This is a genomic window from Sphingomonas sp. PR090111-T3T-6A (assembly GCF_000383095.1).
Taxonomy (GTDB): Bacteria; Pseudomonadota; Alphaproteobacteria; order Sphingomonadales; family Sphingomonadaceae; genus Solisphingomonas.
In genome coordinates this window covers 456,167-473,212 of sequence record NZ_AORL01000021.1, presented here as the reverse complement: position 1 = coordinate 473,212, position 17,046 = coordinate 456,167, and the positions used below count along the sequence as shown (strand labels likewise).

The 17,046-nt window shown below is 66.2% G+C and carries 13 protein-coding genes; 4 read left to right on the top strand and 9 right to left on the bottom strand.

Annotated features, from left to right (window positions below; all coding sequences use genetic code 11):
- Positions 1-16: 16 nt before the first annotated feature.
- The 3 genes from ST3T6A_RS0112350 to ST3T6A_RS0112340 are packed head-to-tail and all read right to left on the bottom strand — an operon-like array spanning position 17 to position 5,766.
- Positions 17-1,429: an efflux transporter outer membrane subunit gene (locus tag ST3T6A_RS0112350; RefSeq protein ID WP_019833244.1), complete on the bottom strand. Its 1,413-nt coding sequence runs from the start codon at positions 1,427-1,429 to the stop codon at positions 17-19.
- Entirely contained in the window at positions 1,416-2,597 is a 1,182-nt protein-coding gene (locus ST3T6A_RS0112345) for an efflux RND transporter periplasmic adaptor subunit (RefSeq protein WP_019833243.1), read from the bottom strand. Before ST3T6A_RS0112345 ends, ST3T6A_RS0112350 begins: the two co-directional genes overlap by 14 nt.
- Positions 2,590-5,766: an efflux RND transporter permease subunit gene (locus ST3T6A_RS0112340; RefSeq protein WP_019833242.1), complete on the bottom strand. Its 3,177-nt coding sequence runs from the start codon at positions 5,764-5,766 to the stop codon at positions 2,590-2,592. Before ST3T6A_RS0112340 ends, ST3T6A_RS0112345 begins: the two co-directional genes overlap by 8 nt.
- A gap of 182 nt (positions 5,767-5,948) precedes the next feature.
- Between ST3T6A_RS0112340 and ST3T6A_RS0112335 the strand changes: the two genes are divergently transcribed.
- Positions 5,949-6,878, top strand: a complete 930-nt coding sequence (locus ST3T6A_RS0112335; protein WP_019833241.1) for a LysR substrate-binding domain-containing protein — start codon at positions 5,949-5,951, stop codon at positions 6,876-6,878.
- Here ST3T6A_RS0112335 and fghA read toward each other — a convergent pair.
- From fghA to ST3T6A_RS0112320, 3 genes are read right to left on the bottom strand one after another with little or no spacing between them, the layout of a single operon-like run.
- Positions 6,875-7,711, bottom strand: coding sequence for an S-formylglutathione hydrolase (fghA, locus tag ST3T6A_RS0112330; RefSeq protein ID WP_019833240.1), 837 nt, complete (start codon positions 7,709-7,711; stop codon positions 6,875-6,877). The two genes, ST3T6A_RS0112335 and fghA, sit on opposite strands and share 4 nt — an antisense overlap.
- Positions 7,712-7,719: 8 nt before the next feature.
- Positions 7,720-8,565 (bottom strand): formyltetrahydrofolate deformylase, encoded by an 846-nt coding sequence (gene purU / locus ST3T6A_RS0112325; RefSeq protein WP_026359665.1) that lies wholly within the window; start codon positions 8,563-8,565, stop codon positions 7,720-7,722.
- Positions 8,566-8,581: 16 nt separating this feature from the next.
- The gene (locus tag ST3T6A_RS0112320) at positions 8,582-9,691 is read right to left on the bottom strand and encodes an S-(hydroxymethyl)glutathione dehydrogenase/class III alcohol dehydrogenase (protein ID WP_019833238.1); all 1,110 of its coding nucleotides are present in this window, start codon (positions 9,689-9,691) and stop codon (positions 8,582-8,584) included.
- On the opposite strand from ST3T6A_RS0112320, the gene ST3T6A_RS21530 reads away from it, so the two are divergent.
- A complete protein-coding gene (locus ST3T6A_RS21530; protein ID WP_157602817.1) occupies positions 9,667-10,896 on the top strand; it encodes a glycosyltransferase in 1,230 nt (409 codons plus the stop codon). The two genes, ST3T6A_RS0112320 and ST3T6A_RS21530, sit on opposite strands and share 25 nt — an antisense overlap.
- Positions 10,896-11,966, top strand: coding sequence for a glycosyltransferase (locus tag ST3T6A_RS0112310; protein ID WP_019833236.1), 1,071 nt, complete (start codon positions 10,896-10,898; stop codon positions 11,964-11,966). Before ST3T6A_RS21530 ends, ST3T6A_RS0112310 begins: the two co-directional genes overlap by 1 nt.
- A gap of 4 nt (positions 11,967-11,970) precedes the next feature.
- Here the strand turns inward: ST3T6A_RS0112310 and ST3T6A_RS20080 are convergent, their stop codons facing one another.
- Positions 11,971-13,197, bottom strand: coding sequence for a hypothetical protein (locus ST3T6A_RS20080; RefSeq protein ID WP_019833235.1), 1,227 nt, complete (start codon positions 13,195-13,197; stop codon positions 11,971-11,973).
- A gap of 235 nt (positions 13,198-13,432) precedes the next feature.
- Here ST3T6A_RS20080 and ST3T6A_RS0112300 point away from each other — a divergent pair, with 235 nt between their 5' ends.
- Entirely contained in the window at positions 13,433-14,719 is a 1,287-nt protein-coding gene (locus ST3T6A_RS0112300; RefSeq protein ID WP_019833234.1) for a lipopolysaccharide biosynthesis protein, read from the top strand.
- Here the strand turns inward: ST3T6A_RS0112300 and ST3T6A_RS0112295 are convergent.
- Both ST3T6A_RS0112295 and ST3T6A_RS0112290 read right to left on the bottom strand, forming a co-directional pair.
- Positions 14,714-15,742, bottom strand: a complete 1,029-nt coding sequence (locus ST3T6A_RS0112295) for a LacI family DNA-binding transcriptional regulator (protein WP_019833233.1) — start codon at positions 15,740-15,742, stop codon at positions 14,714-14,716. The genes ST3T6A_RS0112300 and ST3T6A_RS0112295 overlap by 6 nt on opposite strands.
- Positions 15,739-16,959, bottom strand: coding sequence for an MFS transporter (locus ST3T6A_RS0112290; RefSeq protein WP_019833232.1), 1,221 nt, complete (start codon positions 16,957-16,959; stop codon positions 15,739-15,741). The genes ST3T6A_RS0112295 and ST3T6A_RS0112290 overlap by 4 nt, the downstream gene beginning before the upstream one ends.
- Positions 16,960-17,046 lie beyond the last annotated feature (87 nt).

Below are 17,046 nucleotides of genomic sequence, written 5' to 3'. Positions count from 1 at the left end.
GAAACCGGAACGTCGTTCAGCCGGTGATCGAACCTCCCAAGGCCCGCACGCTGTCGACCGACGTCGTCAACTGGCGGGTATGGAGATCAAGCAGCGCTCGCTCGGCGTCCAGCGCCGCCGTCTGCGCCGTCACGACTTCCAGATAATCCGATGCGCCGTCCCGATAGCGGGTGAGCGCCAGATCACGGGTCCGCTCGGCAGCAGCGACGGCTTCGGCCTGCTCGCGTTCCTCCAGACGGAGATCGCGGTCACGGGCGATATCGTCCTCCACCTCGCGGAAGGCGTTGAGTACCGTCTGCTTGTAGTTCGCGGACGCCTCCCGGAATTCCGCCCTCGAGATCCGCACGCGGGCGGCACGGGCGCCGCCGTCGAACACCGTCAGCGCGGCCGAGGCGGGCCCCAGCGCCCAGAAGCTGCTGGCGGTGCTGAGCAGATTGGGGCCGGTGGTTTCCCAGCCGCCGCCGCCGCCCAGCGTCAGGGTCGGGAAGAACGCAGCGCGGGCCACGCCGATGCGGGAATTGGCGGCCGCCACGCGACGCTCAGCCGCATCGATATCCGGCCGACGCTGGAGCAGCGTGGACGGCGTGCCCGTCGGGAAGGTCGGCGCCGTGCCCAGCGCCGGATCGGGCGCGACCGTGAAGCTGGACGCGGGCTCGCCGACGAGCACCGCGATGGCATGCTCAAACGCCGCCCGCTGTGCGTGGACCTCGAACAGCTCGGCCTTTGCCGACGCGAGCTGGGTACGGGCCCTGTTGGTGTCGAGCCCGGAGGCAGCACCGCCCTCATGGCGGGCATTCGTCAGGTCATAGGCCCGCTGATAGGCCTCGACCGTCTGCCGGAGCAGACCTTCGCGCGCATCGAGCCCGCGCATCTGGAAATAGGCGGTGGCGAGGCTGGTCTGCAAACCCAGCCGCACGCCGGCCACATCCGCGGCGCTCGCCTGCGCTTCGGCGTGGCTGGCCTTGATCGAGTTCCGGATGCGTCCGAACAGGTCGATCTCCCAGATCATGGAAGCGCCGGCCTTATAGTCGTTATAGGTTCCGGCCTGCCCGTTCGGGGACAAAGGACGATTGGCGGAAACGCGATCCCGCGCTGCACTACCGCCCACGCCGATTTCCGGGAAGAGATCGGCTCGTGCTTCATGCAGAGCCCCCCTCGCCTCGTCGTAACGCGCGACGGCCGCCGCGAGCGACGGGCTGCCAGCCTCGATGCGGTTCTCCAGTCCCGTCAAGACGGGATCGCCGAAGACATCCCACCAGGCCGCGCGAGGGGCGTCCGCTGCGGGAGCGGCGACCGACCAGCCCTCGGGCACCTCCTTGTAGGCGGCCGGCGTCGCGACGGCCGGCCGATGATAATCGGGCGCCAGCGAGCAACCCGACAGCAGCGCGGCCAGCGCGAAGGCGGAAACCGCCCGCTCAGTGCTTCGCATCGGCGGATGTATCCTTCGCGATCTGAACCTGGTCGCCGTTCTGGATCGCGTCCGGCGGGCTGTCGATCACCTGATCGGCAGCCGACAGACCCGAGACGATTTCCAGCTTGTCACCCGAATCCCGCCCGATCCGGACCGGATGCAGTTTCACGCGGCCCTGCGCATCCACCACCGCCGCAAGCGTGCCGTCACTGCGATAGATCACTGCGCTGGCCGGAAGCGTAACCGCATTCGCGGTCCCCGAAATGGGGAAGCGGACCTGCGCATAGGCGCCCGGCTTCAACGCGCCGTCCGGGTTCGCGGCCTGAAGCTCGACAAGCTCCGTGCCGGACTGCTGGTCCACGGCTTCTGCCGTGCGCGTCAGCACCGCGTCGAAGTTGCGGCCGGGAAATTCCGGCAGCGTCAACGTGACATGGAGACCCGGCCTGATCTGGCCGGAGGATGATTGCGGCACGCGCACATAGATCCGCACGCGGCTCACGTCCGAGACGGTGAAAAGCGGCTGCGACGCAGCCGTGCCCGCCGTCACGAGCTGACCGATCTGGGTGGAGCGGCTGGTGATGACGCCGGCGAACGGCGCCTCGATCCGCGTGAAGCCCTGCAACGCCACCAGCCGGCGAACATTCGCCATCTGCGCGTTGGAGAGTGCGGCCTTCGCCGCGAGATCGCCTTCCTTCTCGTCGGCTTCCTGCTTGGAGACAGCATCCTTGCCCAGCAGCGTCGACCAGCGGGTGGCCGTTGTCCGCGCGAGCGCCTCGTTGGCGTGGGCCGTCTGGAGATCGGCACGCGCCTGGGCGAGCTGCTGATCCACTTCCGGCGCGTCGATCAAGGCCAGAAGCTGGCCGGGCTTCACCGCCGTGCCGATATCCACGAACCACTTACGGACATAGCCGTTGGTCCGCGCATAGATCGGCGCGCTGTTCAGCGCCTGCACATTACCCGGCAGCACGAGCGCGCCCGTTCCATCCTCGGACTGAGGCTTCACCACCGCGACGGTCGGCACCGACTGGGCCTTGGTCCAGTCCGCCAGCTCCGCGTCGGAATGATGGCGGGCGTGGATGCCCCACGCGACCGCGGCGATCGCCACGACGGCGACCGCGACGCCCACGCGCTTCAGCGAACGCGAATCCTCCGGCGGCGCGCTCCGCACGGACGAGGTGTCATGCATGGATTTCCTCCAGTCGGGCGGCGGACGATACAGGCCGGCCCTTGCGATGGGCGACGCTGAAGATGACGGGCACGAACATCAGCGTGGCGAAAGTGGCAACGAGGAGACCGCCGATCACGGCGCGGCCCAGCGGCGCATTCTGCTCACCGCCCTCGCCGAGGCCGAGCGCCATGGGCAGCATGCCGATCACCATGGCGAGCGCGGTCATCAGCACGGGGCGGAAGCGCGTCATGCCGGCCTCGAACGCCGCCTTGGTGGCGTCGCCCAGCTCCTCCAGCTTCTCGCGGGCGAAGCTGACCACGAGGATCGAGTTGGCGGTCGCCACGCCCATGCACATGATCGCGCCGATGAGCGCCGGCACCGACAGTGTCGTGCCCGTCAGGAACAGCATCCAGATGATGCCCGCGATGGCGCCGGGCAGCGCGGTGATGATGACGAACGGATCGAGCCAACTCTGGAAGTTCACGACGATCAGCAGGTAGATCAGCACGATCGCGCCGAGCAGGCCGAAGAACAGGCCCGAGAAGGCGATGTTCATCGTCTGATACTGGCCGCGCAGCGTGACGGTGGTGCCCTTCGGCGCCTCCTTCTTCAGATCCTTCAGCACCTTGTTGATGTCACCCGCGACGGCGCCGAGATCGCGCCCGGCGGGCGTGGCATAGATGTCGATCACCGGCACGATGTTATAGTGGTTGATCACCGCGTTGGTGTTGTCGCGACTGAAGCTGGCCACGCCGCCAATGATCTGCGGCTGGGTGGCGCTGCCGCCCGTCACCGGGATATTGCTCAGTTCTTCCAACGAGCGGACGCGATATTCGGGCGCCTGCGCCGTGACCGTGTAGGACACCCCGTTCTCGGGGTTCACGAAATAGACCGGCGCCGTCTGCGACGTGCCCGCCAGTGCGTTGGCGAGGCTGGTGGTGACGTCCTTCTCGGTCAGGCCGAACTGACCGATGCGGGTCCGGTCGACATTGACGCGCAGCTCCGGATAAGCGGACGACTGCTGGATGCGGCCGTCGGCGGCACCGGGAATTGCCTTCACGCGGCGCAGGATCTTCTGCGCATAGGCCATGTTGGCCTTGGCGTCCTTGCCGACGATCTGGATGTCGATCGGGGCCGGCGCGCCGAAGTTCAGGATCTGGCTGGTGATGTCCGCCGGCAGGAAGCCGAAGGTGACGCCCGGGAAAGCGCGCGGCAGCTCCTCGCGCAGCCGCGTGACATAACCGGCGGTCGGCTTGTGATCCTCGCTCAGCGTGATGAGGATGTCGCCGTCCTGCGGGCCGATGGTGCCCGAATTATTGTAGGTCGTGTTGATCGACGACACCGGCAGGCCGATATTGTCCACCATCGTCACCAGCTCGTCCTTGGGGATGATCTGGCGGATGCGGCGCTCGATCTCGTCGAACTTGGCCGACGTATCCTCGATGCGCGAGCCGATGGGCGCGCGGACATGCAGCGTGATCTGCCCAGCGTCGACCGACGGGAAGAAGTTGCGTCCCAGGAACGGCACCAGCAGGAAGGACACTGCGACGATCGCGAGGAAGCCGATGGCGAACGGCTTGCGCGCGCCGAGCGCCCGGCCGAGCAGACCGCCATAGCCGTCACGCAGCCGTTCGAACCGCGCCTCGAAGCCGCGCTGGAAGCGGACGAGCGGGTTGCGCGTCTCCTCGCGATGCTCGGCGTGGATGTGCGGCTTCAGCAGATACATCGCCATCGTCGGCACGAGCGTGCGCGACAGGATGAACGAACCGATCATCGCGAACACCACCGCCAGCGCCAGCGGCACGAACAGGAAGCCGGCGACGCCCGGCAGGAAGAACATCGGCACGAACACGATGCAGATGCAGAGCAGCGAGACGAAGGCCGGCGTCACGATCTGCGCCGCACCGTCGAGGATGGCCCGGATGACGCTCTTCCCCTGCTCCAGATGGTAGGTGATGCTCTCGATGGTGACGGTCGCGTCGTCGACGAGGATGCCAACCGCGAGGCTCAGGCCGCCCAGCGTCATGATGTTGAGCGTGTTGCCCGTCGCACCGAGGAAGATCACCGCGAACAGGATCGCGAGCGGGATCGAGATCGCGATGATGACGGTCGAGCGCCACGACCCCAGAAACAGCAGGATCATCAGCGACGTCAGCGCCGCGGCGATGGCGCCTTCCTTGATGACGCCCTGGATGGCGGCGCGCACGAATACAGACTGGTCGCCGATCGGGGAAACCTTGAGCGTCGAGGGCAGCGTCTCGGTGATGGAAGGCAGCTTGTCCTTCACGCCCTGCACGATCGACAGCGTCGAGGTGGCGCCGTTCTTGAGGATCGTCATCAGCACCGAACGCGTGCCATCGACGTGCACGACATTCTGCTGCGGGGCCGAACCGTCGCGGACGTGGGCGACGTCACGCAGATAGATGGTCGCACCGTTGACCGTCTTCACCGGCAGGTCGTTGAGACCCTCGATCGAGTTCGGCGCATTGTTGAGCGCGACGTTGTACTGGAAGGTGCCGATCTTGGCGAAGCCGGCCGGGTTGATCTGGTTCTGGTTGGCGATCGCATTGCCGACATCCTGCGCCGACAGTCCCTTGGACTGGAGCGCCTCCGGATCAATATCCACCTGCACCTGACGCTGCTTGCCGCCCGAGGGATAAGGCAGCGCCGCGCCCGGCACCGTCACCAGGCCCGGGCGGATCTGGTTCTGCGACAGGTCGAACAGCTTCTGCTCCGACAGCCCCTTGCCCGACACGGCGAGCTGGAGGATCGGCACCGTCGAGGCATTATAGTTCAGGATCAGCGGCGGCGTGACGCCCGGCGGAAGCTGTTTCAGGATGGTCTGCGAAACCGACGTCACCTGCGCTGTCGCCGTCTGGATGTTCGCGCCCGGCTGGAAATAGATCTTCACCACGCCGATGCCCTGCATCGACTGGCTCTCGATATGATCGATGTCGTTGACCGTGGTGGTCAGCACGCGCTCGAACGGGGTGATGATGCGGCCCGACATGTCGTCCGGCGACAGGCCGGTATATTGCCAGGCCGTCGCGATCACGGGCACGCCGATGTTCGGGAAGATGTCGACCGGGGTCCGTGCCGCCTGAAGAACGCCGACGATGGCGATGAGAATCGACATCACGATGAAGGTCAGCGGGCGGGCCAGGGCTATCCGGACGATGCCGTTCATCGCGCTCTCTCAACTCGAAGTCGCCCACAGGACGGGGCGCAAAGGACGCGTCGAACCCTGCGCACACGCCGTGGAGGGGGGAGCTACGGGGGCGCAGGGTCCGAACGCGACTGATGTGCGCGCGCTGTCAGCCGAGGTCCAGTATGGATTTAACCCCGATTGATATGTAACTCATATCAATCATGGAATTGCGCCATCTCCGCTACTTCGTCCGCGTCGCGAGCGAGCTTCACTTCGGTCGCGCGGCCGAACAGCTCGGTATCTCCCAGCCCCCGCTCAGCCAGCAGATCCGGCAACTGGAGGGCGAACTGGGCGTCCAGCTTTTCGAACGCTCCAGCCGCCGGGTCAGGCTCACGCTCGCGGGCCGATTGTTCCTCGAAGAAGCCAAGGCGACGCTCGAACGCGCCGAACATGCCATCAACGTCACGCGCCGGGCGGCCAGCGGGGAGATTGGCGAGCTGAGCATCGGCCTCTCCGCGTCGGCGCTGTTCATGCCGATCTTTTCGGAATCGGTCGCCGATTTCCGCCGCCTTCATCCCGAGGTGCATCTCGATCTTTCCGAAAAATCATTGGCCGCCCAACGCGAGGGCGTGGCCGGCGGGGCACTCGACATCGGCCTGATCCGCAGCGGCCGGCGACCGACCTTGCCCTCCGATCTCACCGCCGTGGCGATCGCCGTGGATCGCATGTATGTCGCCATGCCGACAGGGCACCATCTGGCCGACACGTCCGATCCGATCGATGTCGCCGATCTCGGCGATGAACCGATGGTCCATTATCCTTATGATCGTGAGGGATTCCAGGAGGATCTGTGGCGCCTGTTCGGCAGCGCAGGCCTTCACCCGCGTCTGGTGCAGGAGACCCATGAGATGTCCACGCTGCTGGGGCTCGTCTCGGCAGGGCTCGGCATCACCGTACTGCCGGCGTCGTTGCGGCGCCTGCACGTCGCCAATCTTCACTATCGGGAGATCAGCGGCGACCGGGCGCTCAGCCGCATGTGGGTGATCCACAATGTCGAGCGCACACGGCCGACCACCCTCGCCTTCCTCGACGTCCTGCTGCCGCGGGTGGATAGCCTTCCTTGCCAGGAGAAGTTCGACGAGGTGGCCTAGCCCAGCCGGGCCGCGTGCCAGCGCAGATGCTCGGCCATGAAGGTCGAGATGAAGTAATAGCTGTGATCGTAGCCCGGCTGAATTCTGAGCGTCAGGGGAATGCCCGCCTGAGCGCATGCCGCTTCCAGCAACTCGGGGCGGAGTTGCTCTTTCAGGAAGCCATCCGCTTCGCCCTGATCGACCAGCAGAGCCGGCACGCGCGCACCGTCCTCGATGAGGGATACGGCGTCATGCCGGCGCCACGCGCCCGGATCCGTGCCAAGATAGCCGGACAGGGCCTTCTCCCCCCAAGGCACCTGCGAGGGCGCGACGATAGGCGCGAACGCCGAGACGGCCTTGAAGCGATCCGCGAAGCTCAGCCCGATGGTCAGCGCGCCGTGGCCGCCCATCGAGTGCCCCATGATGGACTGGCGCGCCATATCCGCCGGAAACCGGGCCGCGATCAGCGCCGGCAGTTCCTCGGTGACGTAGCTCCACATGCGGTAATGCGGCGCAAAGGGCTCCTCGGTCGCGTCGACATAGAAGCCCGCACCCAGACCGAAATCATAGGCGCTCGCCGGATCGTCCGCCACGCCCTCGCCGCGCGGCGAGGTGTCGGGCGCGACGAAGATCAGGCCAAGCTCGGCGCAGGCGGCGCGGAACTCGCCCTTCTCGGTGACATTGGCATGGGTGCAGGTGAGCCCCGAGAGATACCAGACGACCGGCAGCTTCGTGCCTTCCTCGTGCGGCGGGACATAGACCGAGAAGGTCATCTCCGTGCCCGTTTCACGCGAGGCATGGCGATAGACGCCCTGAACGCCGCCATGAGCCCGGTTGGTCGAGACGGTCTCCATGCCCACTCCTATCGGAAAACCACAGTGCGCTGGCCGTTGAGGAAAACGCGCCGCTCCGCCACCCAGCCGACGGCACGGGCTAGCACCTGAGCCTCGATATCGCGCCCGATCCGCGCGAGGTCGGCAGCGGTGGAGCGGTGGTCGACGCGCTCGACGGCCTGTTCGATGATCGGCCCCTCGTCGAGGTCGCCGGTGACGAAATGGGCCGTCGCACCAATCAGCTTCACACCGCGCGCGTGCGCCCGCTCATAGGGTCGGGCGCCCTTGAAGCTCGGCAGGAAGCTATGGTGGATGTTGACGCAACGCCCCTTCAGTTCGGCCACCAGCGCGGGTGAGAGCACCTGCATGTAGCGGGCAAGCACCATCAGTTCCGCCCGCTCGGCGCGGAACAGGTCGACGATGGCGTGTTCCTGCTGGTGGCGAGTCTCTCCGGTCACCGGGAGGTGATGATAGGGCACGCCATGCCAGCGGGTGATCGGTTCCAGATCCATATGGTTGGAGACGACGCCCACGATATCGATCGGCAACACGCCCGTCCGCCAGCGATGGAGCAGATCGACGAGGCAGTGCGAGCCCTTGGACACGGCGATCAGCACGCGCGGCCTCTCATCCGCCCGGTGGAGCTGCCACTCCAGCGCGAAGCGATCCGCGACGGGCGTCAGTGCCTCCCGGAGGCCTTCCTCGTGAGCAGGGAAACGCTCGCCGCCGCCCATGAAGGCGAGCCGCATGAAGAAGCGCCCCGTCTCCAGATCGGCATATTGCTGGCTGTCGAGGATGAACCCGTCCACCCCGGCCAGCGCACCCGATACCCCCGCGACGATCCCCACGCTGTCAGCGCAGGTGAGCGTCAGGATCCACCCTTGGCTCACCTCAGAAGACCACCACCGAACGGATGCTCTCGCCGGCGTGCATCAGGTCGAAGCCCTTGTTGATCTCGTCCAGCGTGAGGACGTGGGTGATCATCGGCTCGATCTCGATCTTGCCGTTCATGTACCAGTCGACGATCTTAGGCACGTCGGTGCGGCCCTTGGCACCGCCGAAGGCAGAGCCCTTCCACACGCGGCCCGTCACGAGCTGGAACGGACGGGTGCTGATCTCCTTGCCCGCTTCCGCCACGCCGATGATGATGCTCTCGCCCCAGCCGCGATGGCAGGCCTCGAGCGCGGTGCGCATCACCTGCGTGTTGCCCGTGCAGTCGAACGTGTAGTCCGCGCCGCCATCGGTCAGAGCGACGAGGTGGGCGACGAGATCGCCCTCCACCTTCGTGGGATTCACGAAGTCGGTCATGCCGAACTTGCGGCCCCATTCTTCCTTGGAGTCATTGACGTCGACGCCGATGATCTTGTCTGCGCCGACCATCTTGGCGCCCTGGATCACGTTGAGGCCGATGCCGCCGAGGCCGAAGACGATCACGTTGGAGCCCGGCGTCACCTTCGCGGTCTTCACCACCGCGCCGACGCCCGTCGTCACGCCGCAGCCGATGTAGCAGCTCGACTGGAAGGGCGCGTCCTCGCGAATCTTGGCGACCGCGATCTCGGGCAGCACGGTGAAGTTCGAGAAGGTCGAGCAGCCCATATAGTGGAAGATCGGCTGTCCCTTGTAGCTGAAGCGGGTGGTGCCGTCAGGCATCAGGCCCTTGCCCTGCGTGGCACGGATCGCCGTGCAGAGGTTGGTCTTGCCCGAGAGGCAGCTTTTGCACTGGCGGCATTCGGGCGTGTAGAGCGGAATGACATGATCGCCAGGCTTCACCGAGGTGACGCCAGCGCCCACCTCGCGCACGATGCCCGCGCCCTCATGGCCGAGGACGCTCGGGAACAGGCCCTCGCTGTCGAGGCCATCCAGCGTGTAGGCGTCGGTGTGGCAAATGCCCGTCGCCATGATCTCGACCAGCACCTCGCCGGGCTTCGGGCCTTCGAGATCCAGCTCGACGATCTCCAGCGGCTTCTTTGCCTCGAATGCCACAGCCGCCCGTGTCTTCATCGTCTCGATCCTTCCAGTTCCGGCAGGCTGACATACACGATTTGGCCGTCCGGCAAATCCTTCCGCTGGAGCGTTTTGATGCGCTGTTCCGAGCGCTGTTCGGATGCTACCGCGCGGGGATGAAGCACCCTGCGTCCATCGGCATCGTGATGCACGACTTCCCGCTCGGCGGAACGGAGCGGATCGCGCTGCGCCTCGCGCGCGAGTGGATCAGCCGCGGGGTGGCCGTCACCATCTTCTGCGGCGATGCACGCGGACCGCTGCGGGCCATGGTGCCCGAAGGCGCCCGGCTCGTCGCCGCCGAACCTCCCGTTCCGCGGGCCCCACGGTCACGCCAGCGACTGGGAAGGGTTGCTGCGCGTCACTTCGCGGCGCATCCGGTCGATGCGCTCTTCGTGACCGGAAACTTCCATTGGGAGGTGGTGCCGGCGCTCAGTCGTGTCAGGCCGCGCCCGACGATCCTCGTCCAGATCAGCTCGCCTCTGGAGATGCCGCGGCGCCGCCGGCTGCGTCAGGTGCTGTTCCGCCGCCGGATGCGTCGCCTGCTCGCCCGCGCGGATGGGCTCATCGCCATGGACGAAGCCGCTCGACGCAGCGCTGACGCCATGATGAAGCGCCCGATGGCCACGACCATTCCCCTGCCGGCCCTGGATGACGACCGCCCGCCGGCCGGCCCGGCGTCGGGGCGCCTGATCTTCGCGGCCGGGCGCCTCATCCACCAGAAGGGCTTTGATCTTCTGATCGAGGCCTTCCGGCAACTCGGCGATCGCGATGCCCGCCTTGTGATCGCCGGAAGCGGCCCGGAGGAAGAGGCGCTTCGCCGGCAGATTTCAGCGGCGGGCCTCGCCGATCGGGTCCGGCTGGCAGGCTATACGCCAGACATCCGTCCTCTTCTCGATCAGGCGCGGCTGTTCGTCCTGCCTTCGCGGTTCGAAGGTTATGGCGCCGTCATCATCGAGGCGCTGGGCGCCGGGCGGCCCGTTATCGCCACAGCGTCGACGCCCGCTGTGGAGGACGTCCTGACCGACCCCGCGCGCGGTCTCGTCGTGCCGATCGAGGATGTCACGGCCCTCACCCATGCCCTCCGCGAACTGCTCGACCGGCCTGCGCCGGCCCCGGCAGCGCTGGCGGAGGCCGTCGCTTCCTATCGGATAGGTGCGGGTGCGACGGCCTATCTCGATCTCTTTGCCCGGGCAAAATCCTGATGCGCATCGCCTATGTCATCAATTCGGTCGAGGGCGGTGGCGCGGCGCTTCCGGTGCCGGCCGTCACGGATGTCCTGCGCCGTGGCGGCGCGGAAGTGCGCATCCTTGCCCTCACCCGCCGCGACGGCCGGGCGATCCCTCCGATGGAAGCGGCCGGGCTCGAAGTTCTCGTCAGGGACGGCGGCGAGAAGGATCATGTCGCGGCACTGAGATGGCTCGACCGCCAGATCGCCGCAATGCAGCCGACGCATCTGTGGACCTCGCTGAGCCGCGCGACATTGCTGGGGCAACTCGCCGGTGCGCGACGGCGCATACCTGTCGTGAGCTGGCAGCACGCAGCCTATCTCAAACCCGCCAATCGCAGGCTTCTCCGCGCCATGCAGGGAATGTCGCGTCTCTGGGTGGGTGATTCCGACGCGGTGACGCGGCTGACCGCCGAACGCCTCAAGGTGCCGCCGGAGCGCCTTGTCCAATGGTCGATCTTCCGCGCGGACCCGAGCGCGCCTCAGGCAAAGCCGTGGCAAGCAAGCGAAGCCCTGCGGATCGGGACGCTTGGCCGGCTACATCCTGTAAAGGGATATGACGTCCTGATCGACGCGCTCGCACAGCTTCCGGATACCGGCGTACCGATCGAAGTTTCGATCGCGGGAGAAGGCGCCGAGCGGGAGGCGCTGGCGGCGCGCGCGCAGGCGCTGGGCGTCACCTCGCTTCGACTTGCGGGATATACGGAGAACCCCCGCGCCTATCTCGCTGGGCTGCATCTCTATCTTCAGCCCTCGCGTTCCGAGGGGCTATGCGTCGCGGTGCACGAGGCCATGCAGGCCGGCCTCCCGGTGATCGCAAGCGCCGTGGGCCAGCTTCCCTATTCGATCGACCCGGCCAAGACGGGAGCGCTCGTGCCCCCCGGTGACGCCGGCGCACTCGCCGACGCGCTTGCGACGATGCTTGCGAGGCCTGAGCAGCTTGAATCCATGGGCGTCCTCGCCCGCACGACCGTGCTGGATCGCTTCAGCGCTGCCCGGTTCGAGGCCGCTGGCTTGGCGATCCTCGATCGGATGCGGCACTTCTGACCGATCAGGCCGCCGCGGCGGTGGGGCGCTTCGTGTGGCGGCTGGCGCCGCTGCTGATCGCCGGCACAATCTGCTGCACCGGCCGCGCGAGGCTGCCCAGGATGGCCCGCGCCGCGCGATCGGCCGAACTCTCCTCGGTCAGATCGAAGCTGCGACGGAACAGCTCCTGCTGCATGGGCAGGTAATGCGGATGTTCGGCGACGGCGCGATCCAGCGCCGCGCCGAGATCGGTCGGGTCGGCGATGACTTCGCCGGTCTGCCAATGGGCGTAGTTCGGATTGCCCCGCCATTCGGCGTTTTGGCTGTTGAGGAACAGGCACGGGCGCGGCCGGTGCAGGAACTCGTAGACCTGGCTGCTCACGTCGCCGAGATAGATGTCGGCGGCGGAGGTATAGGTCATGTCCGTCGAAGCTTGGCTGCCCAGGTCGACATGGATGTTCGGCGCATCCTTCACCCGGCGGTCGATCAGGCCGGGACGATCGATGCGCAGCTTGTCGATCGTCAGCACGAAACGCCGGTGGAACAGCATCACATGCGGCGCGAAGATCAGGTTGTAGCGATCGTCGTTCAGGAAATAGTCGAGCACCGCCCGGCCGTGCCGATACCAGGACGACAGATGCGGCGACGGATGCGGATTATAGAGCACCGTTGGCTTGCCATTGTCCTGAAACGGCAGGCGCACGGGCACCTTCGGCAACAGATCGAACTTCGGATAGCCGACCGTCGACAAACGATCCGGAGAAAGCCCCGCTTCCTCGATCAGCCGTTCGCGGATCTTCGGCCCCGACACCAGCACATGATCGAATTTGGCGCTCGCCTTGTCGAACCCGATCGCCCGATCGCCCGCACCATGACGCGTGTGGATGATGCGCAGGTTGTCGAGATGATAATGGCTCTTCAGCAGCAGCGAGGTCTTCTCCGCCACCACCAGAATGTCCAGCGACGCGAAGAAATCGAGATTGTCGCGATAGATGCCCAGCTTGGTGATCGGCAGGATCGATTCCAGACGCCGCGCAAAACGGGTGAGCGGCCGCCGCAGCGTCAACTCGACCGATGGCAGCGCCACCCCATGCGCCGGGCTGATCCGCCGGACTTCGGCCGAAAGGCGCTCGTTGGTGGTCGCCACGACGATATCGACATGGGGCGCCATGCGGGCCAACGCCATCGCGATGGGCAGCGAGTGAGCGACCTGATGGATCTGGTCGTGGTTGAACAAAAATCCGATTTTCATAAATGCTCGAAACCGATGCTCGCCTATCGGAAGAGACGTAGCCGATTGGCCATTCCCGCAGCTGTTCCCGTTATTAAATAGCGTTCATGGAAAGATTCGTGACTCCCGCCACCGTGCATTTGGCACGGCATAAGGGTAGAGCGCCCGCATGACCGCCCCAGTTGCACCGGGCCGAACGCCAGTTGCGTCCTCGCCCGTCCAAGAGACCAGACAAGCTGAATCGGGCCTGAAGAGGGTGGTCGCCAATCTGGCGCACCTGCTTGGCGGCAAGGCGGCAGCCGGCCTGATGAGCCTGGTCTATCTGATCATCGTCGCGCGGACGCTCGGCGTGCGCGATTATGGGATGCTGGTGCTGGTCAACAGCTATGCCTTGTTCGTCGGCAGCCTGCTGGCTTTTTCCGGTTTCCACGGGGTGGTCCGCTACGGGTCGCTGGCAGCGGCGGAGAACGACCCGGCCCGGCTGGCGCGGATCGTGCGCTTCATGGCGGTGGTGGAATTGGGCTTCGGGCTGCTGGCCGTACTCGTTGCCGCCGCAGCCGTGCCTCTGGTCGGGCCGCGGCTCGGCTGGTCGCCGGATGCGATGCGGATCGCCGTACCTTACAGCCTCGCGGTGCTCGCGACAGTCCGCGCGACCCCTCAGGGGTTGCTTCAGGTCGCGGGCCGCTTCGACCTGATCGGCATCCATCAGGCCGTGTCACCGACCGTAAGACTGATCGGCACGCTCCTCATATGGGGGATCGGGGGCGGATTGGACGGCTTCCTGTTCGTCTGGCTCCTGTCCAGCGTCGCTGAGGGGGTTGCGATGTGGGTGCTCGGCCTGATCGCATGGCGTAAGCTGATGGCATCCGAGCCGCTTCGCGGGCCCTGGCGTGGGCTGCTTCGAGAGCCGACCGACTTCGGTCGCTTCATCCTCGTGACCAATCTCGATATCACCTTGCGCGAGCTGGCGCCCAATCTCGCGCCGCTGACGATCGGCTGGGTGCTGGGGCCTGTCGCCGCAGGCCTGCTGTCGCTGGCTCAGAGAGCAACGACGCTGCTGGATCAGCCCTCCAAGCTGCTCAGCCAAGCCAGTTATGCCGTACTGGCCGATCAGGTCGCGCATGGCCGATTCGACCAGCTCCGCCACACCGTCTGGCGGAGCGCGACCATCGCCGGCGCACTCGCCGCGCCGATCGTCGTCGCGTTCTGGGCGGCGGGCAATCACCTCCTGCCCTTCCTCGGCGGCCATACCTTCCAGGGCGGCGCCGTCATCGTCACCCTGATCGCTGGCGCGCGGCTGGCAGCCCTCATCGCCTCGCCTATCGCGGCAGGACTGACGGCGCTCGGCAAACCACAGCGGTCGATGGCGGTGACGCTGGTGACCAATCTTGCGCTCTATCCGCTGCTGCCGTTGCTGGTGCTGTGGCTGGGGCTCCACGGCGCAGGGCTGCACGCCTTGTTCCAGAACGTGATCGCGACGGGAATGCTGATCGTCTTCTTCGCGCGCGATGCCCGCGATCCGCCCCCGCGTCCGGCCTCATGAGGCAGCGGCGGGCGGTGCGGTGCTATCGCGCGTGATGATGGCATAAGCCAGCTCACGCCGGAAACGCGGATCATCGGGTGCGCTGCGGTAGCCGGGATCGATGAGGATATCGACGGCGGCGGCGGCCATTTCCTCCATCGGCTGACGAACCGTAGTGATGGGCGGCCATGCGATCCGCGCCGTCGCGGTGTCGTCGAAGCCCGCGATGGAAAGATCCATCGGCACCGTGAGGCCCAGCTTGGCAGCCGCCGCCGACACGCCCAACGCCATGTCGTCATTGCTGGCGAAGATCGCGGTGGGCCGGGAGGGACTGCGGAGCATCGCCTCGCCAGCCTCGATCCCGCTACGGAAGGTGAAATCCCCCGGCGCGACGCGCTCCGGCATCACGCTCAGCCCGGCCTGACGCATGGCCTCCAGATACCCCTTCAGTCGCTTCGGGGTGGCCGCGTGGCTGGGAATGCCCTTGATGAACCCAATCTCCCGATGGCCAAGATCGATCAGACTCTGCGTCATGTCATAAGCCGCCCGCTCCTCGTCGATATCGACCACGCCGGAGCGCTCGGGGTCTTCGCCTGGCGAAATACGGACGTAAGGCAGCTTCAACGCCTCCAGCCGATCCAGCAGCGGGCCGTGGCGACAGACCGGCGGCGTCAGGATCGCACCGTCCAGCCTCAGTGCGTCGATGCTCGCCATCATCTGCTGCTCCCACCCCTCCGACGAGATATCGAGCGGCTCGACGACGAGATGATAATTCCGCTTCCGACATTGCATCAGCGCACCGCGCTGCATCGCCACGGCGTAGCTCGACCAGGCGGGATCGTGAAGGAACAGGCCGAGCAGATAGGAGCGCGCGCTCGAAAGGCTGCGCGCGAAGGCGTTGGGCCGATAACCGAGCGCTTCGACCACCTTCATCACCGCGTCGCGCAGTTCGGGGCGGACATGCGCCTCCTGGTTCATGACGCGGGAGACGGTCTTCGCAGAGACGCCGGCCTGCGCGGCAACGTCCTTGATAGTAATGGTCACGGCAACTCCCGGTTGCGGGGCGAGCGATAGAGCGCAAACGCAACGAGCACGATATAACAGGCCCCCGGAACCAGGAGCGAAAGCACAAGTCCCCGAGCATCGGCAACATAGCCGGTCAACATCGGTATCACCGCGCCACCTACGACGGCCATGCACAGCAACATCGAGGCGAGCGGCATGTCCGCTTCGTCATCCGGCATGGCGAGCGTATAGCCGAGCGGGAACATCACGGAGTTGCACAGCCCGATCGCCAGGATCGTGATGGCTCCGGCGACTCCGCCGACACCGATCACCACCGCCAGCAGCAGCAGCGCCCCGCAGGCCGCGAGCATGAGCATCCGGGCGGCCGCGATCCGCCGAAGCAGCCAGGAACCGGCGAAGCGACCGATCATCGCCCCGCCCCAATACAGGCTGACCAGCCGCCCGGCGAAAACCGCTCCTGCACCGATCGTATCGGGCAGCATGAGATAGCTGACCGCCAGCGTACCGACAGTCACCTCCGCGCCGACGTAAGCGAAGATCGCGATGATGCCGGCCTGTATCGGCCGGTCGGCCAGCAAGCGGCGAATGCGCGCGAAGCTCGGTGTGACCGCACCGGCCCCGGCGGCACGCGGCAGAAGGTTTCGGCCGAGGAAAAAGCCCAGAGCCAGGAGCAGAAGGCCCACGCCCATCGCCAGAAACGGCAATTCCGGCATCAGCCGGCTCCGCCATGTGCCGAGCAGGAACCAGGCGCCGATCAACGGCCCCAGAACAGTGCCCAGCGAATTAAATCCCTGCAGCAACGTGAAACGCGACGCCATCTCCGGACCGGAATCCGCGGCCGTCACCACGGCATTCCCCGCGATCTGGAGCACCGTCGCCCCCAACGACAACAACAGCAACGAGGCCAGCATGGAGGGATAGTCCCGCGCGCCGTTGGCGATCGAGAGGAGAAGACACCCCGCCCCCACTATTGCCAAACCAGCCGCGATGGCCCTCAGATAGCCGATGCGCACGATGCCCAACGCGATCGGCAGCGCAAACACCAGATAGCTGGAATAATAGGCTAGCTGCACCGTCAGCGCCTGATGATAATTCAACCCCAGCGTCAACCGGAGGCGCGGCACAAGCAGATTCACCATAGAGTTGAGCAGGCCGCCGCCGAGATAAACCCCGACAAGCAGCCGAAACAGCCGGTCTGCCCGACCGCCTTGCAGCGTCCCCCTCTCCCCCATCATGCGGTAACGCTATCATCCGGCTCCGTAAGCACAAGTCCGCTAATTCGGCCCCTCATTCACCAGACAACGATGTCAAAATCTCTTTGA